Source organism: Wolbachia endosymbiont (group A) of Sicus ferrugineus (genome assembly GCF_947251515.1).
Lineage (GTDB): Bacteria > Pseudomonadota > Alphaproteobacteria > Rickettsiales > Anaplasmataceae > Wolbachia.
On record NZ_OX366370.1, the window covers coordinates 668,978 to 694,603 of the forward strand.

At 35.6% G+C, this 25,626-nt stretch carries 27 protein-coding genes and 3 pseudogenes; 4 read left to right on the top strand and 26 right to left on the bottom strand.

Annotated elements, in window-relative coordinates:
* Positions 1 to 123: 123 nt before the first annotated feature.
* Positions 124 to 246 (bottom strand): hypothetical protein, encoded by a 123-nt coding sequence (locus OPR24_RS03465; RefSeq protein ID WP_265032592.1) that lies wholly within the window; start codon positions 244 to 246, stop codon positions 124 to 126.
* A gap of 205 nt (positions 247 to 451) precedes the next feature.
* Positions 452 to 650: pseudogene (locus OPR24_RS03470) on the bottom strand (DUF2905 domain-containing protein).
* 203 nt (positions 651 to 853) lie between these two features.
* Here OPR24_RS03470 and OPR24_RS03475 point away from each other — a divergent pair.
* On the top strand, positions 854 to 1,210 hold the full coding sequence (locus OPR24_RS03475; RefSeq protein WP_265032596.1) for an Hsp20/alpha crystallin family protein: 357 nt from the start codon (positions 854 to 856) through the stop codon (positions 1,208 to 1,210).
* A 237-nt stretch (positions 1,211 to 1,447) separates the two neighbouring features.
* Positions 1,448 to 2,734, top strand: a complete 1,287-nt coding sequence (locus OPR24_RS03480) for a Na+/H+ antiporter NhaC family protein (protein WP_265032597.1) — start codon at positions 1,448 to 1,450, stop codon at positions 2,732 to 2,734.
* A gap of 220 nt (positions 2,735 to 2,954) precedes the next feature.
* On the opposite strand, the gene OPR24_RS03485 is transcribed toward OPR24_RS03480, so the two are convergent.
* The 24 genes and pseudogenes from OPR24_RS03485 to OPR24_RS03600 form a co-directional block, all read right to left on the bottom strand.
* A complete protein-coding gene (locus OPR24_RS03485) occupies positions 2,955 to 4,469 on the bottom strand; it encodes a recombinase family protein (RefSeq protein WP_265032598.1) in 1,515 nt (504 codons plus the stop codon).
* A 2-nt stretch (positions 4,470 to 4,471) separates the two neighbouring features.
* On the bottom strand, positions 4,472 to 4,903 hold the full coding sequence (locus tag OPR24_RS03490) for a DUF2924 domain-containing protein (RefSeq protein ID WP_265032599.1): 432 nt from the start codon (positions 4,901 to 4,903) through the stop codon (positions 4,472 to 4,474).
* Positions 4,904 to 4,915: 12 nt separating this feature from the next.
* Positions 4,916 to 5,389, bottom strand: coding sequence for an ankyrin repeat domain-containing protein (locus tag OPR24_RS03495; RefSeq protein ID WP_265032601.1), 474 nt, complete (start codon positions 5,387 to 5,389; stop codon positions 4,916 to 4,918).
* 37 nt (positions 5,390 to 5,426) lie between these two features.
* Entirely contained in the window at positions 5,427 to 6,152 is a 726-nt protein-coding gene (locus OPR24_RS03500) for an ankyrin repeat domain-containing protein (protein ID WP_265033993.1), read from the bottom strand.
* Positions 6,153 to 6,344: 192 nt separating this feature from the next.
* Complete coding sequence (locus OPR24_RS03505) at positions 6,345 to 7,505, bottom strand: phage tail protein (RefSeq protein WP_265032603.1); 1,161 nt, start codon at positions 7,503 to 7,505, stop codon at positions 6,345 to 6,347.
* Positions 7,505 to 8,305 carry a baseplate assembly protein gene (locus OPR24_RS03510; RefSeq protein ID WP_265032605.1) on the bottom strand — a complete coding sequence of 267 codons (801 nt, stop codon included), beginning with the start codon at positions 8,303 to 8,305 and terminating at the stop codon, positions 7,505 to 7,507. The genes OPR24_RS03505 and OPR24_RS03510 overlap by 1 nt, the downstream gene beginning before the upstream one ends.
* A 2-nt stretch (positions 8,306 to 8,307) precedes the next feature.
* Positions 8,308 to 8,643: a GPW/gp25 family protein gene (locus OPR24_RS03515; protein WP_265032607.1), complete on the bottom strand. Its 336-nt coding sequence runs from the start codon at positions 8,641 to 8,643 to the stop codon at positions 8,308 to 8,310.
* Between the two features lie 2 nt (positions 8,644 to 8,645).
* Positions 8,646 to 8,900 carry a PAAR domain-containing protein gene (locus OPR24_RS03520; RefSeq protein ID WP_265032609.1) on the bottom strand — a complete coding sequence of 85 codons (255 nt, stop codon included), beginning with the start codon at positions 8,898 to 8,900 and terminating at the stop codon, positions 8,646 to 8,648.
* An 11-nt stretch (positions 8,901 to 8,911) separates the two neighbouring features.
* Positions 8,912 to 9,376, bottom strand: coding sequence for a phage baseplate assembly protein V (locus tag OPR24_RS03525; RefSeq protein ID WP_265032611.1), 465 nt, complete (start codon positions 9,374 to 9,376; stop codon positions 8,912 to 8,914).
* Positions 9,363 to 9,836 carry a hypothetical protein gene (locus OPR24_RS03530; RefSeq protein WP_265032613.1) on the bottom strand — a complete coding sequence of 158 codons (474 nt, stop codon included), beginning with the start codon at positions 9,834 to 9,836 and terminating at the stop codon, positions 9,363 to 9,365. Before OPR24_RS03530 ends, OPR24_RS03525 begins: the two co-directional genes overlap by 14 nt.
* Complete coding sequence (locus tag OPR24_RS03535; protein WP_265032614.1) at positions 9,833 to 10,354, bottom strand: phage tail protein; 522 nt, start codon at positions 10,352 to 10,354, stop codon at positions 9,833 to 9,835. Before OPR24_RS03535 ends, OPR24_RS03530 begins: the two co-directional genes overlap by 4 nt.
* A complete protein-coding gene (locus OPR24_RS03540; RefSeq protein WP_265032617.1) occupies positions 10,347 to 10,667 on the bottom strand; it encodes a head-tail joining protein in 321 nt (106 codons plus the stop codon). Before OPR24_RS03540 ends, OPR24_RS03535 begins: the two co-directional genes overlap by 8 nt.
* 74 nt (positions 10,668 to 10,741) lie before the next feature.
* The gene (locus OPR24_RS03545) at positions 10,742 to 11,746 is read right to left on the bottom strand and encodes a major capsid protein (protein WP_265032619.1); all 1,005 of its coding nucleotides are present in this window, start codon (positions 11,744 to 11,746) and stop codon (positions 10,742 to 10,744) included.
* 25 nt (positions 11,747 to 11,771) lie between these two features.
* Positions 11,772 to 12,140: a head decoration protein gene (locus tag OPR24_RS03550; RefSeq protein WP_265032621.1), complete on the bottom strand. Its 369-nt coding sequence runs from the start codon at positions 12,138 to 12,140 to the stop codon at positions 11,772 to 11,774.
* Positions 12,141 to 12,206: 66 nt separating this feature from the next.
* Positions 12,207 to 13,259, bottom strand: a pseudogene (locus OPR24_RS03555) (S49 family peptidase).
* Complete coding sequence (locus OPR24_RS03560; protein WP_265032623.1) at positions 13,259 to 14,653, bottom strand: phage portal protein; 1,395 nt, start codon at positions 14,651 to 14,653, stop codon at positions 13,259 to 13,261. The pseudogene OPR24_RS03555 and the gene OPR24_RS03560 overlap by 1 nt, the downstream one beginning before the upstream one ends.
* Positions 14,654 to 14,838: 185 nt before the next feature.
* Entirely contained in the window at positions 14,839 to 15,294 is a 456-nt protein-coding gene (locus OPR24_RS03565) for a glycoside hydrolase family 25 protein (RefSeq protein ID WP_265032625.1), read from the bottom strand.
* 9 nt (positions 15,295 to 15,303) lie between these two features.
* A complete protein-coding gene (locus OPR24_RS03570; RefSeq protein WP_265032626.1) occupies positions 15,304 to 15,528 on the bottom strand; it encodes a gpW family protein in 225 nt (74 codons plus the stop codon).
* A gap of 1 nt (position 15,529) precedes the next feature.
* Positions 15,530 to 17,356, bottom strand: a pseudogene (locus OPR24_RS03575) (phage terminase large subunit family protein).
* Positions 17,353 to 18,834 (bottom strand): ankyrin repeat domain-containing protein, encoded by a 1,482-nt coding sequence (locus OPR24_RS03580; RefSeq protein WP_265032632.1) that lies wholly within the window; start codon positions 18,832 to 18,834, stop codon positions 17,353 to 17,355. Before OPR24_RS03580 ends, OPR24_RS03575 begins: the two are co-directional and overlap by 4 nt.
* A 19-nt stretch (positions 18,835 to 18,853) precedes the next feature.
* Positions 18,854 to 19,333 (bottom strand): hypothetical protein, encoded by a 480-nt coding sequence (locus OPR24_RS03585; protein ID WP_265033994.1) that lies wholly within the window; start codon positions 19,331 to 19,333, stop codon positions 18,854 to 18,856.
* 191 nt (positions 19,334 to 19,524) lie between these two features.
* Entirely contained in the window at positions 19,525 to 21,405 is a 1,881-nt protein-coding gene (locus tag OPR24_RS03590) for a hypothetical protein (RefSeq protein WP_265032633.1), read from the bottom strand.
* A 140-nt stretch (positions 21,406 to 21,545) separates the two neighbouring features.
* Positions 21,546 to 22,763 carry a DNA modification methylase gene (locus OPR24_RS03595; RefSeq protein ID WP_265032634.1) on the bottom strand — a complete coding sequence of 406 codons (1,218 nt, stop codon included), beginning with the start codon at positions 22,761 to 22,763 and terminating at the stop codon, positions 21,546 to 21,548.
* A gap of 117 nt (positions 22,764 to 22,880) precedes the next feature.
* Positions 22,881 to 23,357: a crossover junction endodeoxyribonuclease RuvC gene (locus OPR24_RS03600; protein ID WP_265032635.1), complete on the bottom strand. Its 477-nt coding sequence runs from the start codon at positions 23,355 to 23,357 to the stop codon at positions 22,881 to 22,883.
* An 864-nt stretch (positions 23,358 to 24,221) separates the two neighbouring features.
* On the opposite strand from OPR24_RS03600, the gene OPR24_RS03605 reads away from it, so the two are divergent.
* Both OPR24_RS03605 and OPR24_RS03610 read left to right on the top strand, forming a co-directional pair.
* Positions 24,222 to 24,713 carry an RNA polymerase sigma factor gene (locus OPR24_RS03605; protein WP_265032636.1) on the top strand — a complete coding sequence of 164 codons (492 nt, stop codon included), beginning with the start codon at positions 24,222 to 24,224 and terminating at the stop codon, positions 24,711 to 24,713.
* Positions 24,714 to 24,800: 87 nt separating this feature from the next.
* A complete protein-coding gene (locus tag OPR24_RS03610) occupies positions 24,801 to 25,616 on the top strand; it encodes an ATP-binding protein (protein ID WP_265033995.1) in 816 nt (271 codons plus the stop codon).
* The last annotated feature ends 10 nt before the right edge of the window (positions 25,617 to 25,626 follow it).

Below are 25,626 nucleotides of genomic sequence, written 5' to 3' on the forward strand. Positions count from 1 at the left end.
ACTTCTAAGTAATTCCAACGACCCTTCTAAACTCTCTCTTTGCCTTTCGATAATTTTTAAAGGTAAATTACACTGTGTATCTCGTTCTATCGCTAACATGTTATACGAAATCATTGCATGTGCTCACCAATATTGCCAAAGCTGACAAAATTCCGATCCCAAGAGAATCTGGACTAACTTATGATCATCTTCATAAATTGCTAGTTCTATCTGTTTCTTTACCGAATTATCAAAAAAACTTGGCATACTACCCTCTCATCATTAATCAGTATACCTTAGTTATCATAAGATCACAAGTCAATATCTTTTTTTACACAAAATTCTAACACTTTGAGTAAAATTTGATACTTGCTAAAAACTTCTAAACTACACCTGCATGACTTAAACTTCTCCAGTGTTGCCTATTGTGAGATATTAAGGCGAAGGTTACTTTGGCAGAAATTCAATTCCACTAACGAAACTTATTCATTAGTAGTATAACGAGGCTTATTATAAAGCTTATCAAAATTGCAGTAGTGATCGGAAAATAAAACACCTTTTTCAATATAGATATCGCCTGGCAAGTTACCTACGCCAAGTCTTTGTATTAGAGGATAAACAAGACCTATCCCTGTAATCAGTAAACCAAGTATTACTAAAAAGCGTGACATCAATTTAGTTTTAGAAAATCTCGTCCACGTTTATTTTAACTATATCACACAGTATTGAAACTAGTGAATAGAATGATTATATAATGCACAAGTAACGATAAGGAGGTGTAACATGAGTAATCTAGTTCATTCAAATAAAAACAATAATCGCGATAATTTTAGCTTAAGAGGTCTGCAAAAAGCTGTTGGTCAATAGCTTCTTTATGGTAGCTAGCCCTGGACTTCTCAGAAGAGATGGTAGTGTATTGCCAGCTTGTGACTTGTATGAAACAGAGCAAAACTATCGCCTATCTTTAGAATTGCCAGGTATCTCTAAAGAAAATGTAGATATTAGTGTCTCTGGCGATAATCTCATAGTGAAAGGTGAAAAGAAATGCGAAAAAGAGTCAGAAGATAAACAATATTACCATCGTGAGAGGTATCATGGTTCTTTCTATAGGTCTTTTCAACTTCCAGCTAATGTAGACCAAGATAAAATATCTGCTAATTTCTCAGACGGAGTATTACATATAAGTGTACCTAAGTCGGAAAAACATATTAAGAAAATTGATGTAAAGTAGTGTACATGAGGTGGTGAGCTTCCAGTTTTAGGCTCGCTGTCTTATCGCTCTTCTCAAAGTAATTTGATAGCTCCCTCTTGCTTGCACTATCACAGTGGATACGTATCTAATTCTGATTGAGTTATTATGAAAATAGATATACCTTTAACTTCGTACAGAGAATAGCAGAAGCAAAATACTGGTGATTGTTTTAAATAGCTTAGTCTGGTATACTTCTAAATTGTTTAACTATGATAAGTGGCTGCATTTCTTCCTCTAATTATCTTTCTAGTCTTATACCTTGGAAGTGGTATTTATTTTTCTTTTATCGGACTTGATAATCCTTTTCATCAAATTTCACCGTTAGTTTGCTTATTATCAGCATTATTTTTCGCTGTTCTACTCAATAAAAACAAAATTCAGCACAATATTGATACTCTTATAAAAGGTATGGGTAATAAAACTACTCTTACCGTGTGTTTGATTTTTCTATTTGCTGGATCATTCTCCACTGTTACTGAATCACTTGGTAGTATAAATGTTATTACTAACTTAACTCTTTGCTTTCTTCCAGTACGATTATTACTTCCTGGAATGTTTGTGGTTTCTGCTTTTATTTCAAGTGCAATTGGCACATCAATCGGAGTTGTTGCACTTATAACACCAATAGCTGTGAATCTAGCACAAAATGGAGCTTTTGATTGTGCGGTAGGCGTTGGAGCCGTTATAGGTGGTTCTATGTTTGGCAGCAATCTTTCAATGATATCTGACACTACTATTGCGGCTACTTCTTCACAAGGAGCTTCAGTAAAGGATAAACTAAAACTGACCCTCAAGACAGGATCTGTTACAGGTGTTATAATACTTATTTATCTAGTAATAATTTCAAATAGTACAGAAGTTGTTTCTATCTCAAGTCTGAATTACTTATCCGTAATCAAAATTGTACCTTATATATCTTTAATAATTATGGGTTTATTTGAAATAAACACTCTGGTAACATTAGCTGTTAATATGGTTATTGCCGGGATATTAGGAACAGCTTTTTTTGATTATTCTCTTATTGAATATTCTCATGACATATGTAGGGGTTTTAATAAGATGAATGAAGTAATGATATTTATTCTCTTCAGTAGTGGATTAAGCCACTTAATGTACGAATACAGTCAGAAAAAGATAGATAAATTCACCGATGAGGTGAATCTTACGAAAAGTCAAGCTGAACTTATGATTGCAGGAATATCATCTATGTTTACTATTTTAGTTTCCAGCAATGTTGTTGCTATTTTATTAACTAGTAATATTGCAAAAAGACTTGCACAAAGATATAACATTGCACCACACCGTAGTGCGTACTTATTAGAGGTATTTACTTCGATTACAAAAAGTATCTTACCTTATGGTTCTCAAGTATTACTAGCAAGCAGCATTGCTTCTCTGTCACCCATTATCGTACTAACAAAAGTATATTATTGTTTTGTTTTTGCAGCAGTTGCGATAGGTGAAATAGTTATTAACGGCAGACGTGATACGATCGTAACTTGACAAGCTCTTAGTTAATTATAACAAAATTATCCGCTCAAATTCCCCGCTTCGATTGGATAAAATATGAATTTTTGCGATAAATGACTTTTATTACATAATTAAGTGTAAATTTCTGTAGCACTGGTTTACCCAAACTTCTTTTCATCAACCTGCATACCATAGATTCTTTGTTTTGAAATATCGGTTTTCTAGCTTTTTGATCTCCTGTTGCTTTTATAAATTAAGACGCCAGTCCGTAGAACTTCTCCAACTGCTCACTCCATAACATTGGTATTTCCCTTAAATCAGCTAATCTTAAACCTCTCGGTTGTCTCCCATTTACTATGTCTTCTTTAATCTTTGGAGCTAAATAATTTAACCTTAAAATTTGTTGTATACGTCTTGTACCTATATTAATTTTAACGCTCAGCTCTTTCACATTTCTATATTTTCCTTCTTCTAGCTGCCGTTTCCACAGATGGGCTCTTACCACTGCTTTCAGTAGTGCATTATCTGTTTTGCATTCTGGTTCGATTACTGTGCATTTATTTCCTTTCTTTTTTAAACTCATTGGTATAAATTTTTCCTCTGACTCAGAACAGACATCTATTCCATCCTCTCTCATCCATACTGTCTTTATTAATTTCTTCACCACTTCTTTCTGTTTTTCAAAACTTAAATTTTTCCACTCTTCCGCTTTTTCTTCCAAATTTTCATATAGGCGTTCTGCTCTCTTCATCACTTCTTTTTCTACTTCTCCCGCTACTACTGTTCGGTTCACTGATCCACAATCTTTTCCTCTTAAATGGTTATTGCATATATAGTATCGATACCTCTTATTATCCTTTTTCGCATACGTCAGTGTCATATTCACATCACAGCTCTTGCACTTGATTATTCCCTTTAGTAGTGCCTCTTCATATTTTTTCCCTTGATACGGTTGATTCTTTATTAATTCTTGCGCTTTTTGCCATTTTTTTTCTTCTATTATCGCTTCATGCTTTCCTTCATATTGTTTCTCATAATGCCTTATTTTTCCCATATATATTGGATTTGTTATTATTCTCCTTACCGTTGCTTTTTTAAAGATTTCTCCTCCATCAGACTTTGCTTCAAATCTCTTTGTTCGGTATCCTTCTCTGTTTAACTCCCTTGCCAATTCTGCCATTGACTTCAGCTCCAAATATCTTTCAAATATATGCTTCACTGTCTTTGCTTCTTTCTCATTTATTATTAATTCTTTATCTTTTACATCATACCCAAGCGGTAAAGTTCCTCCCATCCATAATCCTTGTTCTTTTGATGTTGCTATTTTGTTTTTTACTCTCTCTACGATCATTTCTCTTTCTAGTTGTGCTGCCCCTGATAACACTGTTTGTACGAACTTTCCCATTGGCGTATTATTGTCAAATATCTGCGTTACTGCTACAAAATTTACTCTGTGCCTTCTAAAAAATGATGTCACTTCTATACTATCTTTTGTTTCCCTTGATAGCCTGTCTAATGTATATACTACTACACAATCTACTTCTCCTGCCTTTACATCTTCAAACAACTCCTTTATCGCTGGTCTTTCTAAATTTTTTCCTGAATATCCTCCATCATCGTATCTTTTTGCCAATACTACCCAGCCTTCTCGGCTTTTTATGTACTTTTCACATGCTACTCGTTGCGCGTCCAAGCTGTTGAACTTTTGCTCTAGACCGTCTTCATTTGATTTTCGCGTATATATTGCACATCTTACCTCTTTTAACATTCTCAACTTCCACTTTTATCACGCATTCCAAACAATAAAGGTCCGTTGTAACTCATTCCCATTATTTTCCCTGCTACTGCTGACAATGACGTATAAAACTCTTCTCTGTAGATTAAACCCCTATCTGTTACCATTACCGCATGCATCTCTTCTCCTCTTTCTAATATTAGCTCTGTTCCTGCTACCGGAAGTTTGTCACTACTTATTCTTTTTCCCTTCTCTAGCCGATCTGCCAGATACTCTAGTCTTTTTGCTCCTTTTCTTGATATTTCTCCATACTCCTCCTCTTGCAACCTATATGCTAATCTTGGTACCAGATATTTCTTTGAGTATCTAGGCGCTTCTTCCCCAAATACCTTCTTCCACATTCTCCTCAGCTCTTCTAACGTTTTTTTCTCTAAATTCATTACTTTCTTTTCTGTTTCTTCCTCCATATTTTTAGCCTCTCACAAATTCTCAAATAACTTTTCAATTCTGTCTGTTTCTTTCTTCAATATCTCGGTTATCTCTTTGCTATTTTTTGCATAATCCATTGCTTTCATCCCACATTCATCCCCTTGCTCTATTTCTCCTCCAGCTTTCACTAGTTCCTCCACTATTTCTTTTTCATCTACCATACATCCAAGGTGTAGCGGTATGCATTCATTTCCATATTCTTCCGCATTTACATTCCCTCCTGATTTTATCAATTCTCTCACGGTTTCTAGACATTTCTCCGTTACCGCTAGGTGCAGTGCTGTATATCCTCCTACATCCGCTGCATTCACATTCGCTCCTTTTTCAACTAATAACCTCACTGTTTTTGCGTCTACTGCATAATGTAGAACTGTTCTTCCATTTTCGTCTCTTTCATAAACACTTTTAAATGAGTTCTCTAATAGAGATTTATTAAATGCCTCTTTCTTACCAAGCTTTATCATAATCTACCCCACCTTTCTTTAAAATTAAGTCCCTTTTTTAAGCTTTCCTTCTCACCACCTCATCAATCATTTCGTTCACTTTGCACATTATCTTGCTTGCTAAATTTTTACACTCTTCCCTTATTAGCGCCTTATCTCTCTTTCTTATTTCTTTTATCTCTATTATTTTTAACTCTGGTAAATAGCTTCTATCCAACATATATGCTATTTCTTCCACTAAATTCTCTATTTCATAGCATGTCACTTTTCTACTTTTTGTTATTCCACCTTGTTCTCTCATGAATTTTCTCGCCTTTTCATTCTCTCCATTATCCCATAGGCAATACCTTTCACTCTCCCATATATAATACATTGGTGTTGCACCATATTTATCCAGTTGATTAATGGCAGCTCCTGCTTTTACTAGCTCTTTTATTATTGCAATTCCTGCCCCTATCCTACATGCAGAGTGCAGTGGCGCACATCCGCTGATATATTGAGTGGCATTTATTTCTGCTCCTCCCCTTATCAGCACTTTTACATTTTCTAAATTTCTCGCAAATACTGCCCAGTGCAATGGTGTAAAACCTTTGTTATCTCTTGCATTGATGTCCGCTCCTTTCTTGACTAGAAAACTTACTTTTTCTCTTGTCGACATTCTTGCTGCCTTATGTAGTATCGTTTCTCCTTTTTCATCTTTTTCATTAATATTCTTAAACGAGTTCTCTAATAATTCATAAAATGACTTATTAAAAGCTTCTCTCTTTTCCTTGCTAAACCTCATTTCATACTTCACTATAAAAACATACATAAAATGGCCAATTTGGCTCACTTCAGTGCAAGATCAATTTGTTATGTTTACCTACACCTACCTAATTTATAGCTGTCTTGGCATGGAAAAGCAACTTCTTTTTTTCAAAAAACACACACTTTTACCGAATATTAATGCATTATGTGAAGATGTAAATATATGTATTTAACTCATTAAGCATATAGGTTGTTTTTCTTCCCAGGACCTGTTCAAATGTCGATGTTCGTGCCACGTTAGTACACCTGGGTAAAACACCAAAATGTAACTTTCTAATTCATGTATTGCATCCTTTTGTTTTAAATCTAAATCGCTTTCATAATGAACATAGTGCTCTGCTATACCAAATCTTATAACTTTTTGGTTGGTAAAATCTTCTACCTTGTAATGATGAGTAACGCTAAACCTTTCTAAAATTGGCTTGTATTTTAAATTCCACAGTTGTTCAGATAGTTTGCTACTTCCTAGTAAAAATTTATCCCCTTCCTCTTCTACGCTCGTAACCGGAAAACATGCGTTTATTTCTCCCAAATTCCAACTATCCGACAATACTATCTGCGCTTTAGCAAACTTAATTGCCGGTAATAAGCTCTGTGGTAGCGGATATAGCGCTTTGAAGTTATACCACACATGATTTCTTTCATAGATGCCTCTGTAATTCTTCATGTGGGACTCGGTTTCTCCAAGTATTGCTACATCTAGGCGATATATATCATTGCTTAAAGCTCGTTCATAATGATCGCGTAGATAGTTTTCTATAATCCTAATAACTGGACCACTAGACCTGAAAAAATTTACTCTCCCAAATGATAACACTGGTCCATCTTTTTCTATTTTTACCCCCGAATAGTCAGAAAGAAGATCTCCAAATAAACTCTCATCCAATATAAATCTCTGCGCATTATAATAATCGTTAAAAATCCTCATCAATCTGGATCTTACAGGCAGTGATAGTTTTGCCAGCTCTACTACTGCATCAACAAAAAAATCATTTGGTACGTCTCTTATCCCTATCTGTAATTCAAAGAAATGTTTACCAGGTGGCTCTTCAATAATCGTAATATCTTCTATACTTGCCCATTTTAATGCTATTTTCAGTGACGCTGGTGTTCCTCTTAAACGCTGAAATTTTATTCCTTCTTTTATCGCTCTTCTTTTCTCTTTTGCCCAACGCAGAATCTCTTCTAACCCATATTCCTCTATTATCCATGGCAATATTTCATTTTTAGGATTAAACTTAAATCCTCTTATCCTGCTTGGTTCTACTTTGTAGTCTATTGCATCAACCAGCGCTTTTTCTTGCTTTGTTGCGTTTGGGGGTAATAACATTAACTTTTACCCATTAGTTCAATATTTAAGCTTTGCAAAATAGCACACTCATTCCCCAGTACCACAACATCCTCTCTTGGCTCGATTAATTCTACGTTTTCTACCCCATCCACAAACAGGTTGGCTATAATCCATGATTTCGTTACTTTCCATCCTAATCTTTTCGTTGTTTCAAATTTTTCGATAAATTTCTTCTTCACCGTTTCAATGATGTCTGGTCTGTTAATGCTAATTTTACTGTGGATATCTACTTCTATAATATTGCAACTTACCACTTCTATTGTATCTGTTAAAATCCTCACATCCTCCCTGTTTAGTTGATTTCTGACAATTTCTAGTAATTCTTCTTGGGGTATGCCAGTTGTGGATAATTGTGTTGATAAGATCGAAACTTGTACTTTTCCTGGTACAGGTGATTCTACTAATGCATCTTTTACTCTCGTATCTGCTGATAATGCATAATACCGATAATTTCCTCCAGTACTCCAGCCTACTATTTTTGCTTTAATCCTTTTCCTAAAATTTTCATCTTTTTCTTCTTTTTCCCTTGCAACTCCGTAAAATTCAGCTAAATTATCAAGATCATTTCCCGTCGCAAACTTCAGTAAATTACTTTTTACCGCTTCTTTTATTCTTTCTCTCAGCAAAAGTTCTCGCCATGCTGCTACTTCTAATACCTTCATCGCTGGGTCACTTTCTACTAATGCTGTAAAACTTGAGTCTCGACGTATCAACTCCTCCTTCATACGTGAAAAGATTTCTTCGAAGTTCAGTGGCTCAATAATGTTAGGCTGCTCCATCTTTATACCACAACTCTATCAAAGCGAATCTTTTCCCCCATTGGTAAGTACAATCCTTCTAGGTCAAGCGTTACTTTTCCTTCTTTCACTTCTGTTATTTTTACTTTTTCTAACTTAAATCTCTTTTCCCATTTTTGTAGTGCTTCTGCTGTTGCTGTGTAAATTTCTAGTGTAAAATCACGATTTACTGGCTTATCTACTAATTCAAATAATCTTGATCCATACTCTCTTCTCATAATACGTGATCCAATAGGAGTGGTTAAAATATCAGTAATTGATTGTTTTAAATGCTCCAAACCTTCTAATGCCTTACCTGTTTTAGCATCCATTCCCTTCATTTCTATTTTGCAAAGACGCTTTCACTGCCTTTTATTACTTTAAACCCACATGAAACTATATCTCCTACTCTTCCTACACTAAGACCATTTGCAAATACTGTTTTTGATCCTTCAGTTAATGCTCTTCCTTCACTAAAACTGTCTCCCTGTCTGCACATTGGCTTACCATTTACAAAAACATTGTTACTGCCGCTAATGCAGAAATGCGGTGTTGCTTCTACACAATAATCTCCTACTCGCACAACTGATTTTTTCATTCCTTTTCTATTTAATTTAGATTTATTCTTTTTGCTTTTAGGTTTATTTCGCTCTTTGTCATCTCTATATTTGATTCTCCAGCTTTTAGTGTTATTTTGTCCACTACCTCAATCTCTAAATGATGCTTCTCTTTATCATATAACAATTTTGTTCCATCTTGAAATTTTACACTATTCATTTCTTTTTTATTCTCTGGTTCAGGGTATTTTTCCTGATATATTCCTGGCAATACTACTCCTAATGATAGTTCTCCAAGAGGAGAAAATACTATTACTTGTTCATCGATATCTGGAGGAGACCAATCTCTATCTTTTCCTGCTTTGCTCGTTATCCACGGTAAATAATCTGTTAAAAATTCTCCTATTTTCACTCTTACTTTTGCTTTTTCATAATCTATTTCTTTTACAAGCCCTATACGAATGATATTCGCTAATTTTCTATTTAGCTCTGAAATTGCAAAATTATGGTCTAACATTTTCGCCAACACTTATTGTATGTGGTATGATACCAGTTCCTGACCATATTGATTTTCCTAAGTGTAGCTCATGCACCCAGTCTACCATCCATACTAAATATGCATCCAATTCTGGCCTAAATCCATCTGTTTCCGCAGATATAAATTCTCCTGGCGAAATTTTTTCCGTTTCCCAAGTATTCTTATTTACTACTCTTGCAACTTCCGCTGATAATTCTCTCACAATTATCGGTGCACTTTCTATTGTACTATCAACTATCACTCTTGCTTCAAATCTACCTCTCAGCGCCAATTCCTCCGTTCCTGAATCTTTTCCCGATTCTAAACTCACAAGCTCTACAAATAACGCTGGTGCTATCAATTCTTTCCTTATTGCTGGATAAACCTCACAAGTTTGAATTGCTGGTATTTCTCTCTTCAGCGTAGTGCAGATTGCATTATGCAAATCTTTAAAATTCATACATTTCTTGTAATATAACTCAATTCACTTTCAAAGAACTTTTCAAACACTTCCTCAACTTCATAATTAACAAAATTCTCTATTATCCTTGAAGCTTCAGGTTCCAATGGCAATTTAACTTCCTTTATTGGTAATGCTGTTTTTCCCTCGCGTTTGAAAGCTCCTTTATAACCTCTTGGCATCGTTGCTATAAATGCTCCTGTAATCTGATATTTTCCAATTTCTGCCCCTTTTTTTCCTTGCTTCATTCTTCCAATTGATGATACCTTTACATCATAGAGGTTTGCTCTAACTAAAGCTGTCAATGTATTTCTATTAGCCTTAACAACCCTTAGTCTTTTCCTTATTACCGTTAATTTTATTCTCTTTTCCTCACTGATTTCCTTAGTTGCTTGCGCTTTTAACCATGATGCCGTTTTGTTTAGTGCTATTACCGCTGCCAATTCTATTTTGGCTTTGTTAGCATCAATGTTGTGAATAATCCTCTCAATATTTTCATTAACCTCAATGTTAAACATCCTTCTCTCCAAGTACTGTACATTTTATATTCCATACTATTCCTGAATTATCTCGCAGCGGTGGAGAATATACTTTATATTTACGACCATCAATAACAAAAATATCTCCCACCATCGGCCTCAGTACATCAAAAACGTTTACCTCAAGAAAAAGCATCTCTTCCACAAATTGTCCTTCACCAATCTCGTATAATTTATCTGGCTCTTGCTTTAATACTTGTACCATATATGACTTATCCTTCGACTCATACAAGGCTGTCTTCCCTAAATGGGCAAAACAATCTTTCAACAATCGCTTAATATTTTCTTGCATTCTTTCATAAGTATGCTAATAAGGTATATGCTGATAGGGTAGTCTTACGCCTCACTGCTTTTTAGTTAGTATTGTTATGTTGTAGCGACTTTTACCAAAAAGGCCGGACGATGGCACATTGGCAGAGGATTTGACTGTGTATGTAAATCTGTTCCTCTATCAAATCTTCTTGGTTCTTGTTTTGCATATAGTGGCTGTCCAAGAGTATTTACTGTTTCATTAAAATCTGCTGGTGCAAAATATGTTGTAAATGTGCTTGCTGTTCCTAGTGGAAAACAGTGTCCCGTATCTCTTTCTATAAATCTTCTTACGGTTCCTTCAGGGTCAGTTGCTTGCCCTCTATATTCCTCAAATGTGATTCCACAGAACGTAAATCCTGACCTCATATCATTCCTTAGCGCTGCTCCTTCTTGCCATCTCTCATATGCTTCTTTTACTTTAGCATGAGAAGTTAGTGCATCAAAAAACTCAGGGCTTACCAAGGCATGAATTCCAGTCATGTATTCACCACTTAGGTTATCTTCTATGTGCCTCAATACTTCCAGACACTTACGTTTTACATCTGTTGTTGCTGTTCCTAGTGCAAAATTTACTACTTTTGGCGTGATTTCAAATTCGTTGTACAGATTTAATAATTCACTGCCATCAGCATCTAAAATTATTCCTTTCAGCGCTCCCATTCGCAAATGCTCTAACGTTATTGCATGTTTGTTTCTCATTAGCTGTAAATGATCGGTTATTACATCTGCCAGCGCTTTAAGTTCACTCTCTGATCCAAATGCCCTTATTCCCTGTATTTCCTCTGGCAGAACTACATCATCATGCGGAATATGCGGAATTGTAAACGTTCTTACCTTTCTTTTTCCTCTTTTTCCTACTGTTGCTGGTGCTCCGGGTACTTGCGTTGGTAGTAAACTTAACACTCCGTTGTGCTCTTCTATTGTAATATGTCTAAATCTTACTGACCTACTTGGAAATAAATTTAAATTTTCAACACGTCCATAATTTACCGGCAATATATTCATCGCATTTGTTAGTGCCGTCATGCTAAATGCTGTATTTGTAAATGGATTTTGCATTCTTTTTCCCCCTTATTAATTTAAGTTACACTCCCTTGCGGACAATGATCCCTCGTGCTTCAAGTTGCTTTATTGCTGCAGCTTTTTGCTCTTCAGTGATATTTGTTGGCCACACAATTGCATGATCTGCTAGCATTGCACCACGAGCAATAATTACTCCTTTACTATTTTCCTTTGCGTTTGCATCGCTTGCTATTACACCTATCGCTGTTTGTGTACCATCTGTGGCAGTTGGATTTATTATCTTAACCATGCTATCTTTATCGAGAGCCACTACTGTACCAAGCTTTAGGTTCTGCCCTTTGGCTACTGTTATCTGATCTCTTGAATATAGACTTGATGCCTCATACTTTAATAGTTCACCCAGATTATTTTGTTCGCTTATACAACTCATAAATTTCTCTCCTTAACTGCTTACCGCCGCTTTTATCAATGCTATATACGGCGGTTATAAAAAAACTTAAATACTTGATTGTGCTCTAGCTTTAGCTACCTGCATCATCAACTCTTCTCCTGAATTCTGTGGTATTGCACTCAGTATCTCTGTCTTCTTCGTTCGCTCTGCTAGCAGTTCCATTAAAACTTCCCTAGCTTGCTCAACACTTACGCCCTGCTCAATAAATTCTCCTATTTTCTCTGGCATTCGTGATAAGTTACATAAACGTATTAATTAAAGAACTTCAGTACGATACTTAGTTAAATTATCAGTTTCTAGGTCAGTTGTAGTTTGTTCATTCATAGTAATACTCCTGTTTTTATTAATAGATTTTAACTCCGAAAGAATTGTAATTCCGTCTGCAAGGCCTATCTCTACTGCATTTTCACCAAAATAAAGCCCTGCTTCTGTTGATCGAATCTTTTCAATTGAAAGACCTCTGTTTCTTGCTATTAGCTGCACAAACATTTCATATAGTCGGTCTACTTCTTTTTGTAAGCTTTCCAGACTTTCAGACGTCATTGGCTCATGTGGATTTAAATCATTTTTTCTACTTCCTGCAAATACTGTCGTATATTTTACTCCCTGTTTTTCATCAAATTCACTTTGATCTATATGACTTGCTATTACTCCAATACTGCCAACACCAGAAGTTCTGCTCACAAATACCTTCTCAGCGCTAGAAGCTATAGCATATGCAGCAGAATATGCATCATCATTTGCTATCGCTATTATCCTCTTTTTTCCTCTTGCACTATAGATAAAATCAGCTAAGTCAAATACTCCATTTACCTCTCCTCCTGGGCTATCTATGTCCAGTAAAATAGTCTCTATACTACTATCTGCTAATTCTTGCTTTACTTGCGCTTCTATTTGCTCATATGATGTCATCCCGAGCATTTCATCAAACGCACCTGGTTTTTTCGTCAAGATTCCATGAATTGGTATAATTGCAGTTCTTTCTACGTTACTTTTGATGGAGTGCTTGAGATTTTTGAAAATTGGCTGTTTTTCTTTGTATAGCGATAGTAGCTCAAAACTCCTTGGCTCAAGCATTAATGGTTTTCCTAAGAGCATCATAACCCTTTACAATCAGAGTCAAACATTAAATTGAGACTATTTGCACGCTTTTGATCTTCTGCTATTTCTTGATCAATTTCTTCTACATCGTAACCCATTTCTGATACTACCTCTGCTCGACTCTTAAATCCATTTCTTACTGCCACTTGCTGTGCTTGCTGGTCTTTAAGTGGATCCACCCAATCAAATCCCTGTGGTATCCATTTTACATCTTTAAATATTTGATTATCTGTTGTAGAAAGTTCTCCAGATAAAGTTGCAAGTTCTAACCATCTACTCCATACTGGTCTACAAAATTGGAATACCATAATGTTATGTTGCAGCATAGCGCATCTACGACGAAACTCTATTAATCCTGCTCTGATTGATGAATAATTAACACCTGTTAAATCTCCTGTTAGCTGCTCGTATGTTATCCCTGTGCCTATTGCTATTGCCCTTAGCTGCTGTCTCATGAATGCTTCATAACTTCCTCCTACATCTGATGGTTCTGAAAATTTTATGTCCTCACCTGGGTCTAAAAGCTGCATTGTTCCAGGTTCTAGGCCAGATAGTGCTACTCCTTGCTCATTTGCTTCGCCTTCTCCTAAAATATTTGCTTCAGGATCAAGTCTTGTAATAAATCCTGCAAACATCGCTGCTGTCTTTTTTCTCACTAATTCTGCATCATCGTATTGATCAAGCTCATAAAGCTTTAGCAGTATATTAGAAAGCCATGGCTCTCCTCGAATCTGACCAGGTCTTAATGGTCTATAGATATGTAAAACATCGTTTGCTGGTACTCTCACTGATTCTCCAAACGAGCCTTCTCCTGGATGTTCTCTAAATAAGTAATATGCCTCTCTTTGCCCAAGTCTATTGAACTCAATCCCGTTTCTTATTACATTACCATTGGCTAGTGTTTGATTGCTCTTATTGTCCAAATGCTCTGATTCTAGTACTTGCAGTTGTAATGGTACAGAAAATCTATCCTCTAGCTTTCTCGTTCTTAAACGTACAAAACATTCTCCTCCCTCTATCATACTTCTGCATACTAGAGCTTGTAATCCATAAAAATCACTTACTCCACTACTGTCTGCTTCATCTGTCCATTTTAGCCATAATTCTTGCACCTTCTTTCGAAATTCCCCATCTCTTGCTTTTGATTGTGGTTTTATTCCTGTTCCAATAGAGTTACTTACTATTGTATCAATAATATTTGCTGCATATGGATTTTTTCTTACCATATCACGAGAGCTGCTACGCAAGTGCTCAAGGCTTTGAGAAAGCAAATTATTTATGCTTCCCGCTTCTCCTTGCCAATACATTACCCTTCTTCCTGAGCCTGCTGCATACCATGCAGAACTTTTGATTTTTGGCTTACTAAATAGTTGTTTTAAGGTCTTTAACATCCTGATAACCAAAAATTCTTTAATTCTTCTATTGTTCCATTAAATTTACTTCTATCACATGGTCCTATTCCTCTTACTGAACGCGGTTCAGGTCCCATTTGACCATTAGTGTATTGCCACAAAACCCACTTACTCCATCCTTTTGGTAGTTTAGACCATCTTATTTTCCACAGTGGACACTCAGTTTAAATTGGTATAGCAAAATCTTTTAGAAAATAAGCTCCTCCGCAAATCAATGGTAAGCGATTAGTTCTTTCTTGAACTCTATTCACAAAATCTTCTGCTTGTTTTGGTGTTATATCTTTCTCATTCTGATTTTTCTGAATATCAAGTGCAAGCAGAGTTTGAGCATTATCACCTACTTTATCCAGAAAATAGTCAGCTTGATCTTTACCATTTCCCCAGACTCCAAGATGATATGCACCCCAGAGAAGTCCTTCATTTTCAGCAGCTTTTCTCCTTTTAGCATATTTCGGATCTACATATTTTAGTCCTTGTGTTACTTTATGAACTACACCAGCTATGCTGTCTTCCTTAGCTAATTTGAAGTCTACATTTTCATCACAGTAAGATAAATCTACTACTGCGTTTGTTATATTCCTTCTATTTTCAGAATATTCTTCTTCTACAACTTTTTTCATATCATTTCCTTAAATAATTCCCTTATTCGTTGAAAAAACAATTTTCCTCTTTGGCTTCATTCCAGCAATCTTCAGCTCAGCTTTAATACGTTGTCTTAAGCTCAGTAGATCCTTTATCTGAACTTCAGCATATCTCACAACATGATCACCATATGCAATTGATACTACTCGCTCTCCGCTTTGCAGTTTTTTTATCGCTTCTTCGACTTGACTTAAATATTCTTGATTGTACATTTTACTTCTCATTCAACCATTTACTTTGTCTCACTTTTTTAGGTTTTTTGCTTTCTGGTTTTTCACTCAAACTATTCCATTTACTCTCTGGCCATCTGTCTATTCCCAGTGCTATCGATGCTGCTCTTGCGTAAATTCGGCAATCTAGTACTTCATTTCTTTCTCTTACCTTTTGCCACTCCTGTTTGGTGTATCCTTTTACTACCTTGCTGACTAATTGCTTTGCCGTTAGCTGCTTAAAATATTCAGGTGCATACTCGGGAAAATGACAATACCCTGCTGGCACTTTCTCTTCTTCTTTTAAAACATTAAGTAATTGAAAAAGTTCTGACTTTAATATTGATACTCCTACTGGCCAGAGCTTTATTCCTCTTTTCAGCTTTTGACCACCAACTGTTATATCTACTCTGCTTGGACTGCTAAGTGGTACTAGAGCTTTATTTACACCTTTGACTGCCATTACTCTTCCAGATCCTTGATGACCTCTTACCCAGTTGTATACTTCTTGCGTTGCATATCCAGCATCAACTGCCATCATGCTTATCATGTATTCAAGCCCATTTTCACCGATAAAATGATGATTAAGTAACTCCGAAAGTTTTTTCCATACTTCTCCTCCTCCTGTATCTCCTTCAAATACTCGGTAGTCTATTGACCAATTCTCACGGCTTTTTCCCCATGCTACGACTTCTACTTCTAAACGATCTTTTTGTACATCTACTCCTGCGGTAAGTACCACTTCTCTCCTCGGTACTGTGCCTACGGGAAAAAATTCTCTCCTGTTAAATAATTGCTTCCAGTCTGGTACTTCTCCTTTATCTACCCAAGTTTCTCCTAGCGTGGTATTTATCCAAACTTTCAGTAATTGTTCACTCTCTTTTGCATGGAGAAAGTCCTCTACTGCTTGTTGCCAACTATACCACCCAACTGGACTATAAAGACTTGAAAGATGAAATCCTTTTTTCTCCCCTTTTATTGGATTAGTAGCCCTCCATTCTCCACGGTCAAGCATCTCTGTCTTTTGATGATTTTCTATCTTTTCACCACATTCTATACATATATAGTGTGCTGTATTTGGATTTTTATCTTCTCATTTTATTTGTGACCATTTTAGAACTTGATAGTAATTACAATATGGACATGGTACAAAAAAATATCTCTTATCTGTTGCTTCAAATTCTTTCTCAATTCTGCTTATTCCATGAATCGTTGGTGTTGATACTAAAAAAATCTTTCGCCGTGCAAATGTATTAGTTCGAGCAATACTGAGCAGTACTGGATCTCCTTCACCTCCCGAATCTCCTGGATAGGCATCTATTTCATCAAGAAAGAGGTATTTTACTGGCATAGAACGAAGTCCTACACTACTATTCGCTCCGGTTATTACTACTATTCCACCTGGAAATTCCTTACTTTGTACAGTATTGCCTGAATCTCTTGACCTTGGGTCTTTTACTTTATTTTTTAAACATGGTGTACTCTCTATTAACGGTGCAAATCTTCCCTTCGACCAACGTTTTCCCATTTCAACTGTTGGCTGCACAACTAACATTGGCCCTGGTGTTTGATCTATGATATAGCCTATCCAATTGTTACCTGCTTCTGTTCCTCCAATCTGCGCTCCCTTCATAAATACTACTTTTTCAGCCTGTGAAGAAGGAGATAGTGAATCCATGATTTCTTTAAGGTATGGCGTTCTCTCTGTTCTCCATTTTCCTGGCTCTGATGCTGCAGTTGGCGCTAAAACTCGATACCCATTCGCCCACTCTGATACTTTAAGCTGCGGATCTGGTTTTAAACCTTCAGAAAAAGATGTGGCGTATATCATTGTCTGCATCTACTCACAACTGGTTCTAACTCAATATCATTAACAGTAGAACTACACTCCTCCAATTCCATAAACATCTTTTTCTGAAATTCGTTTTCTATATATCTTTTGCTCATCTCACTTATCATCATTGCTATAACAAGCGCAAATATCCCTGTTACTGTTGCAAAAATGATTGCATTGCCTATTGTTGTTATTAACCCTATATATACTGCTACTGCGCTGACTGTAATACAGATGCAGATAATATTATTATGCTTTTTCATCCTTTTATCTGCTATTTCTCTCTGTGCTATATATTTATTATGAAGGGTTGGAAAATTAACAATGGTATCTCTGCAGAGCAATGCCCCATTTTTTTCAGTAAACAAAACTTTTTGTAACTCTAAATTGTTTGATTTGATTACTAAATGCAAAACAGGTGTATAATTTGCTCCTTTTTTCAGCAATAACTTCACTACATGTAAATGTCCTTTTTCTGCAGCAAGGTAAATTGCTGATAGACCTTTATTATTTGAAATATCAATATCGATTTCTTCTTTTAAAATTGCATCTACAAGCTCAATTTCTCCTCTTTGTGCAGCTAAATGCAATAGACTATTCTTTTCAGAACCGTATTTATTATTCATCAAAGCCTTCTTTATCTCAGGTCTATTTTTAGCGTAATCAAATGGTGTCTTGCCGCTATCGTCTTTTACCAGAGGATCTATATCTTCTCGCGTTAGTAAGACCTCTATTGTTTTAAGTCTTTCAGCGTAATGTAGAGGTGTTTTATTTTCGTAGTCTTGTAGATTCACTTGAGCATTAGGCTCCTTTATTAAGCATTTGAGGATATCAAGACATAAGTCTCTTTCATCGTAATTAGTATTACTTACAGCTATATGAATAGGTGATAATTTCATCGAGTTTTGTCCTACACGTGCGCTATTTACATCTGCTCCTAGCTCCAGTAATAACTTTACTATCTCCAACTTTTTGTTATTAACTGCATAGTGCATTGGTGTCTGATTTCGTGCATCAAAAACCTCGATTTCAGCATTTCCTTCTTCCACTAAAATTTTGACAATATTTTCATGTCCTATGCCTGCTGCTAGATGTAATGGAGTATGATGCAAAGCATTTCGTAAATTAACGTCAATACCTTTTCCTATCAAATATCTAACTGCATTAACTTCACCTATCATTGCAGCTAAATGAAGTAAGCTATCTTGCTCTGATCCGTATTTGTTATTAATTAGTGCTTGTAATATTTCTGCTTTTTTCCCTTCTTTTGCGTAATCAAGAGATGTTTTACCATCATTATCTTCTACAAAAGGATTGATATTCTTTTTTGTGAGCAGCAGATCCACCATGCTTAACTCGTCAAACTCTATAGCACAATGTAATGGGGTTTTTCCGTTTAACCCTCTAACATTTACATCCACTTCTGGCTGATTAATGAGGCACTTTATTAACTCTAAACTTAAGTTATCAGCCATTTTATATTCAAAATCTTTTTTATATTTGAAATTTAGTATTAGATAATTCTTGGAGTGAGTTTGTAATCTCTTCAGTGAGCGTCTTATGAATCTTTTCAGTTTCACTCAGTGATGCAAGCAGCGCTGAAACCCTATTTGGAATATTAAGCAAATTATTACGTACAACTCTTGCTACGTTAAATGCATCGCGCTTTACTTCCTCTACTGCTACAAGTTCTCCTATCTCAGCCTTAGCTTTAGCCTCAAGCAGTTTACCACGTTCCATTTCATTTTTTATTCGCGTTTTTAGCAACATCGTGGAAAGTTTTTCTCCATTTTCTGAATAGTTTTTTCTTCTCAATGGCTGACTTGGATCTCTTATTGCTGCTACTGCTTCATTTGCTTGTTCTCTGTTGATCAAACCATCCTCCAACTCGACTATTCCTTTCTTTACTAAATAACAGACATATTGCTTTGATACTCCTATCTCTCTTGCCCATTCTGTTTGTGTGATTTTCACTTTTTTTGCTTCTTTTTTACGAATTTTCTTCTTGAATCTCTGAAAAGGTTTTGCCAGTATCAGCAATTCCCTACCTGTTTATACTTGCCAATATTTTAGAGATATTTTACTAACATAAAGCGAAGTACTCCGGTTATTACTACTATAGCTGCTTTCTTTTTATATAGTGAAATTTGGCTATAAAAGTTCTTTCAACTAATACTATAAATTACATCTTTGTAGTTATGAGATTCAACCACTACTTGCTCTAGCGTTAAACTGCTGCATTTAGCATCTTTACTGTGGTTTTCTTCAAGCACTTTTGTCCTTGCTTCCTTTATTTCCTCAATGAACTTTCCATTAACTTTTTCTGGTTCAATTCTTTCCTCACAATATACAAGATTTGTGCAATTTGTTTTTCTGTAGTAATGTACTCCAAGGCATATCATTGATAGTGCAAGTATACTCGAGCCTACAAGTACTGATAGCCCTACGTTATTAATCAAAGCGTTCTGGTAAAACTTCTGTACACTACTAATACCACCTTCCACATACAGTAATAAAGGCCATACTATATTTGCAGCAACCAAACTGCTTAATAATGCTGTAAATAATGGCCTATCTTTGATTACTGATTCTACTTTATTCCTTCTACTAATGACTTTGTCGTCAATATTAATGAAGTTGTTCTTACTCTTCCAAGCGTTAAGTGTAAAATGTGAATGAGTACTATTGCTGTATTCCAGTCTGACTGATTTTATTACTTTACCTTTTGGTTGATACTCTAGCACCTGATTCAAAGTTTCATTCGCATTCTTTCCCCCTATTTGACACTCTTCAGTATATCTAAATTGCTTTATTCCACAAAATATCGGACTAATTGCAACCAATAATGCAACAGCTAGAATTGGTATAGTCACATAGATGGCACTGTTTGCAAAAAATGCAATAAATTGTGCTTTATCCTGTAAATATACCAAAGCTGCAGAAACGCTAAGTGCAACAGCAGCTATACCGAAAATTATAAATTCCTTCTGCTGCACTGCATATTTTACTCTTGGCAAAATTCTATTTGTTTTCTTTTCTTTTTTAATTAACGGGGTTTCTTCATTATCACTTTTTTCTGATGAGCTAGTTGAAAGTGTAACTGGACTATCATGTTTTAATGACATATTCTCCCATCCTTGACTGCCACAAGACTCACTCATTTCTGTTACTTGAGAATTTGATCTTGTCATCTCTGCACTTCTATTGTCTATTCCACTATCGCTTCCTTCCAAACTCTTTTTTAAAAATTTTGTATTCAGATCTACAGGTTCATCAATTATATCTTCTGACCCTTTCTTAATTGATGTTTCTTCAGAATTTGACTTTTCTATCTTTGGACTTTGATCATTTATTTCACCATCTAAACCTCTTTTCGAGAATTTTTTACTTTGGTCTATAGCTGCATACATAGGTTCTCCTATAGCTTCTTGCTCATCACATTTTTCTCCATCTAATTGGAAAGAAGAATGTGGTAGCTTTGGTGGTGCAATATTCTGAATAATACTCAACCGATGATTTTCTGCTGTTCTAGGTGAAGGTGGAGCCACACTCCTACTATTGTCCTGCTGTACGATTTTAGGTGATGACTTTGGCTTATCCCATGATTTTCTATCCTCTTCATGCACATCTATTGTGTTATATGTTTGGTAGTTGGAAGATGTGCTGAATGCCACATTAAACTGATCAGGAGAATACCCACCGTTATATCCTATTCCATTTGCCTCACAAACTGCATTAAATTCGTCCTCTATGTCTTTACCATCATCCAACACTAAAGAAGAACAACTCACTGAAAAATCAGAACCTGCTTCGTCTATTTTTGGTGTAATACTGCTATCGCTACCATTGGTAATTACATTTAAAGAAGCCAGTTTGCATTCAGTGTTCAAGTCAGGTTCTTGCTTCGTACCTTTTTCAAACAATTCAATTCTCTCCTTAACAGATAGTGTAGAATCTGAAACATTATTTTCTACTTCTTCAGAAAACGATGTTTCATTATTTGTTTGCGACGTTACTACTCCAGCTAACGTCTTTGCTTGATTCATTGAGTACATCTTATTTAATTTAAAATTGATTTACATGTACTACATTAAACTAATTAAAATACGGTATATACCAGTAAATTAATATTACAACTACTAAGGCTTACTAAATTTCTGTTTGCGTTATCTTTTCCACTTTTTTCTTACTGTTTTTCTTCTTGAATCTCTGAAAAAGTTTTACCAGTACCAGAAAGAATTGCCTCCCTACCTGTGTATACTTGCCAACGTTTTATCGTTACATCCACAAATTTTGAATCTAGCTCTATTGTTCTGCAGATTCTTCCTGTTCTCTCACATGCAATCAGTGTGCTGCCAGAGCCACTAAATGGATCAAGTACAGTATCCCCAGGTCTGCTGCTGTTTACTATCGCTCTCTCCATTAGCTCTACTGGCTTCATTGTTGGGTGTAGTGTATTGTGTGTTGGCTTATCATAAAACCACAGATCACTTTGATTTCTACCACCATGCCACTCACGTTTATTACCGCTTTTCCATCCATAGAGCATTGCTTCGTATTGTCTTTGATAATCTGATCTGCCTAGCGTAAAGTGATTCTTTGCCCAAATGATAAATGTTGACCATTTCCCTCCCGCTTCCTCAAATACTTTTTGTAACGTTGAAAACTCTGATGATGATACGCAGATGTAAATTGCACCTTTCGTATATGCTAAAATATGAGTGCAAATATCATAGAGAAAAAGCTCATACTTTTCACCTTGATTATCGTTTAATATCTTTTTGTCTTCTCTTTCTTGGCTACTACCATAGTCAACGTTATATGGAGAATCACAAACAGTAATATCTGCCATTTTATCGTCTAATACTGCTTTAAATGATTCAACTACAGAGCTATCACCACAATAGATTCGATGATCACCTAAAATCCATAGATCACCTGGTTTTGTTACTTCTTTGTCATCAACAGCTAAGTTAGAAAAATCTTCACCATTGTCTCCATCAAAATCATCGAGAAATCGTTGAACTTTTTCCAATTCAAATCCTGTCATTTTAAGATCAAACTGTAAATCTTCTAGCTCTTGAATTTCCACCTTCAAAAGATCATCATCCCACTTTGCCCAGTTAGCTGATTGATTAGCAAGTAGTCGAAAAGCTTTGGTTTGTGGTTCATTCAAATTATCACTTAAGACCACTGGAATACTCTCCATACCAAGTTTTCTTGCTGCTTTAAGTCTTAAATGACCATCAACCACAGTGCCATCGCTTTTTGCAACTATTGGAATACGAAAGCCGAATTCCCTGATTGAAGCACACATTCTGTTCACTACGTCATCATTTTTACGTGGGTTACGCTCGTATTCGACAAGATCTCGAGTAGGATAGTAGTGGATTGCTAAATTCATATAATTACTATGTTTAATAGTTAATTAAAAAGTTAATATTCAAAATATCTCTGACGCTAAAGAAGGCCTGGGGTCGTACCCACCAAACCCGCCATCCTGGCCGAAAGGACCCACTTTCTATGGGATTTTTAATGTGTTAAAATCTTTACTAAGATTCATAGCATAAAACATTAATGCCAAAGCATCAGATTCATTATCATCTCTAGGTGAAAAACCTTTGTCCTTTACAGCTTCAATAACTCCACCCTTGCTCGCATTACCTTTGCCTGCTATAAAGCGTTTTATAGTTTTAACATTAACACCTTGGTAGGGAATATTGTTCTCCTCACACCAAGCAGATAGAACGGCAAGAAAACCACCGTAGCAATGAGCTGCATCAGTTCCTAGATGTCTTCTCACTTCCTCAAAATACACTGCTTCAATGTTTGAGAACTTTTCCTTCATTTCATTTAGCCAGCTACGAAAATTTAAGAAGTGTATGCCACCACCACTGAAACGACTACCATGAAAACTTTTGCTTCCACTTTCAATTACTTCATCTGTAAGAATTGCCCAGCCTGTTTGTTTGCCGAGGTCAAGTGTTAAAATTGACATTATCGGAAGTTGTTGTATAGTATATATACACGGTTGCTTGCAATTTCGTCCAAAAAATGTTGAAATTTTTTAAAGTTTTTTTATATAGTTGCTAACTATTTGAGTGGATACCCTGCTAACGTAAAAATTTTATAACGAGTGTGATACAGCTTAGCAGGCTGCTATTTCTTTGCAAAAAATGTTTTAAGTTTGTTAAAAGGTTTGTCTCATAGCAATCAAATTACTACAGATCCTTTCTACTGCTTGAGCAGCTAAAGAAGTAATACACCGGAAAATCCAGATAACTCAATTTGTTTTCATCTATCTGTGTTAAAGGTGCTACAAGTGTACCTAACGGGCTTTTCCTTTCTTTCCTTAAGTTTTTTCCTTTGTAATTTTTTTAGTATTTTATATACTTTCCATTCTTATTCATTTATTATTATTTATATTATATGTATATATAATATTTACATATATTATATAATATATAAGGTTTTCGGAAATTGGAAATCAGCCATTATAGAGGGTTTCATCTCTTTCCAATTGACTCAATTTTTAAAAATGGAAATGCAGGATTTTTGTATATAAAGCAGCCAAAAAAGGATAGAATTTTAATAACTTAGCTGTACTACATTTTACGTTTCCAAATTTCAGCAATTCACTGGAAACGGTAAGATCTCACAAAACTGGAAATCAAATTTTCTCTCGTTCAATTTCCATATCAGCAGTCTATCTTATTTAATTTCATAGATGTCTTATTTTATTTATTAATAAAACAACAATTGTCTTATTTAATTTTTCATAATAGCCAAATTGTTCTTATTTAAATTCTGCAGAATCTTGAAAGAAGAATTAGTAATAAACCTTTGATTATTCGAGGTTTTTATGCAATCTAGAAATTCTTTTTCAGGTATTGATCCAATAGTTATTAAATATATAAAGTATTACGCTCATTGTCTTAAATATGTTGACTGCTTTATTCATGAGAGTCTTGAAGACATAGAGCTGGAACTTTTTTGTGAGGTTTGGCCTTGCCTTAGTCTGTATGATGAAACAAGAAGTAGCTTTAATACTTTTGTTGCTAATTTAACCAGACATCGTGCTCGTAACCTCTTACGTAATCAACTGTGCACCAAACGTCAGATCAACTTTGGTATTGATGATAACATACCAGATTGTAAATATCTTGAAAATGATATAATGGTATACATTGACGTAAAAAATATAATCTCAAAACTACCGGAATCTCATAGAAAACTATGTGAGCTGCTTAAGGTTTCTACTATTACTGAAGCTTCGAAAATAACAGGCATACCAAAAACAACTGTCTACAGCATTTTAAGGCAAATACGCGATAAATTTTCATCTCTAAAATGAGATTTGCTTAAACTTTTTTTTGCAAATTTTGGACGAATTGCATAGGTCACCGTGTATATATATCTGAGTGATCAAACCAGGAGAAAAATGAAAATAATTAGTAGAGATGAACGACTGAAGACGCAAACAGGAACGAAAATTGTGATCTTTGGTCCTTATGGAATCGGTAAAACTAGCCTGCTTAAAACTCTTGGTGAATCAACAACACTTTGTCTTGATTTTGAAGCAGGACTTTTAGCTGTGCAAGACTGGAAGGGAGATTCAATCAGCATTCGTACTTGGAATGAGGCAAGAGATATTGCTTGTCTTATCGGCGGACCTAATCCTGCATTAAAGTCTGATCAAGCATATAGTCAAAGGCACTATGAGCATGTATCTGGTAAGTATAAAGATCTTCTTTCTGAAGTTTCTAAATACCGATGCATCTTTGTGGATAGTATAACCGTTGCTTCACGTTTATGTCTATTATGGGCAAAAATGCAACCTGAAGCTTTTTCTGAGAGATCGGGAAAACAGGATATGAGAGCTGCCTATGGATTACTTGCTCAAGAAATGATGGCCTGGCTCAATCAGTTTCAACACATTAGAGATAAGGACATCATCATAGTTGGCACTTTAGGTCAATATCTCGATGACTGCAATCGTTCAACGTGGCTGCCTCAATGTGAAGGGGCTAAAACTGCCAGTGAAATTCCTGGAATTGTTGATGAAGTAATCAGCATGGTTGGAATCAAGAAAGATGATGGTACAGAGGTGCGTTCTTTTGTCTGTCAGACGATTAATTCTTGGGGATATCCAGCTAAAGATCGAAGTGGCTGCCTTGATATGGTTGAAGAACCGCATCTTGGTAAATTACTTGCGAAAATTAAAGCCAAAACCTTGGCTTCTGTTGCCTTAGTTTAATTTTAAAATT

Bases quoted from the DNA above. Each gene is read 5' to 3' on its own strand.
- OPR24_RS03465 (WP_265032592.1), bottom strand. From the start codon at position 246: ATGCCAAGTTTTTTTGATAATTCGGTAAAGAAACAGATAGAACTAGCA.
- OPR24_RS03475 (WP_265032596.1), top strand. From the start codon at position 854: ATGGTAGCTAGCCCTGGACTTCTCAGAAGAGATGGTAGTGTATTGCCA.
- OPR24_RS03485 (WP_265032598.1), bottom strand. From the start codon at position 4,469: ATGTTAAAAGAGGTAAGATGTGCAATATATACGCGAAAATCAAATGAA.
- OPR24_RS03490 (WP_265032599.1), bottom strand. From the start codon at position 4,903: ATGGAGGAAGAAACAGAAAAGAAAGTAATGAATTTAGAGAAAAAAACG.
- OPR24_RS03495 (WP_265032601.1), bottom strand. From the start codon at position 5,389: ATGATAAAGCTTGGTAAGAAAGAGGCATTTAATAAATCTCTATTAGAG.
- OPR24_RS03500 (WP_265033993.1), bottom strand. From the start codon at position 6,152: ATGAGGTTTAGCAAGGAAAAGAGAGAAGCTTTTAATAAGTCATTTTAT.
- OPR24_RS03505 (WP_265032603.1), bottom strand. From the start codon at position 7,505: ATGTTATTACCCCCAAACGCAACAAAGCAAGAAAAAGCGCTGGTTGAT.
- OPR24_RS03510 (WP_265032605.1), bottom strand. From the start codon at position 8,305: ATGGAGCAGCCTAACATTATTGAGCCACTGAACTTCGAAGAAATCTTT.
- OPR24_RS03515 (WP_265032607.1), bottom strand. From the start codon at position 8,643: ATGAAGGGAATGGATGCTAAAACAGGTAAGGCATTAGAAGGTTTGGAG.
- OPR24_RS03520 (WP_265032609.1), bottom strand. From the start codon at position 8,900: ATGAAAAAATCAGTTGTGCGAGTAGGAGATTATTGTGTAGAAGCAACA.
- OPR24_RS03525 (WP_265032611.1), bottom strand. From the start codon at position 9,376: ATGTTAGACCATAATTTTGCAATTTCAGAGCTAAATAGAAAATTAGCG.
- OPR24_RS03530 (WP_265032613.1), bottom strand. From the start codon at position 9,836: ATGAATTTTAAAGATTTGCATAATGCAATCTGCACTACGCTGAAGAGA.
- OPR24_RS03535 (WP_265032614.1), bottom strand. From the start codon at position 10,354: ATGTTTAACATTGAGGTTAATGAAAATATTGAGAGGATTATTCACAAC.
- OPR24_RS03540 (WP_265032617.1), bottom strand. From the start codon at position 10,667: ATGCAAGAAAATATTAAGCGATTGTTGAAAGATTGTTTTGCCCATTTA.
- OPR24_RS03545 (WP_265032619.1), bottom strand. From the start codon at position 11,746: ATGCAAAATCCATTTACAAATACAGCATTTAGCATGACGGCACTAACA.
- OPR24_RS03550 (WP_265032621.1), bottom strand. From the start codon at position 12,140: ATGAGTTGTATAAGCGAACAAAATAATCTGGGTGAACTATTAAAGTAT.
- OPR24_RS03560 (WP_265032623.1), bottom strand. From the start codon at position 14,653: ATGTTAAAGACCTTAAAACAACTATTTAGTAAGCCAAAAATCAAAAGT.
- OPR24_RS03565 (WP_265032625.1), bottom strand. From the start codon at position 15,294: ATGAAAAAAGTTGTAGAAGAAGAATATTCTGAAAATAGAAGGAATATA.
- OPR24_RS03570 (WP_265032626.1), bottom strand. From the start codon at position 15,528: ATGTACAATCAAGAATATTTAAGTCAAGTCGAAGAAGCGATAAAAAAA.
- OPR24_RS03580 (WP_265032632.1), bottom strand. From the start codon at position 18,834: ATGGCTGATAACTTAAGTTTAGAGTTAATAAAGTGCCTCATTAATCAG.
- OPR24_RS03590 (WP_265032633.1), bottom strand. From the start codon at position 21,405: ATGAATCAAGCAAAGACGTTAGCTGGAGTAGTAACGTCGCAAACAAAT.
- OPR24_RS03595 (WP_265032634.1), bottom strand. From the start codon at position 22,763: ATGAATTTAGCAATCCACTACTATCCTACTCGAGATCTTGTCGAATAC.
- OPR24_RS03600 (WP_265032635.1), bottom strand. From the start codon at position 23,357: ATGTCAATTTTAACACTTGACCTCGGCAAACAAACAGGCTGGGCAATT.
- OPR24_RS03605 (WP_265032636.1), top strand. From the start codon at position 24,222: ATGCAATCTAGAAATTCTTTTTCAGGTATTGATCCAATAGTTATTAAA.
- OPR24_RS03610 (WP_265033995.1), top strand. From the start codon at position 24,801: ATGAAAATAATTAGTAGAGATGAACGACTGAAGACGCAAACAGGAACG.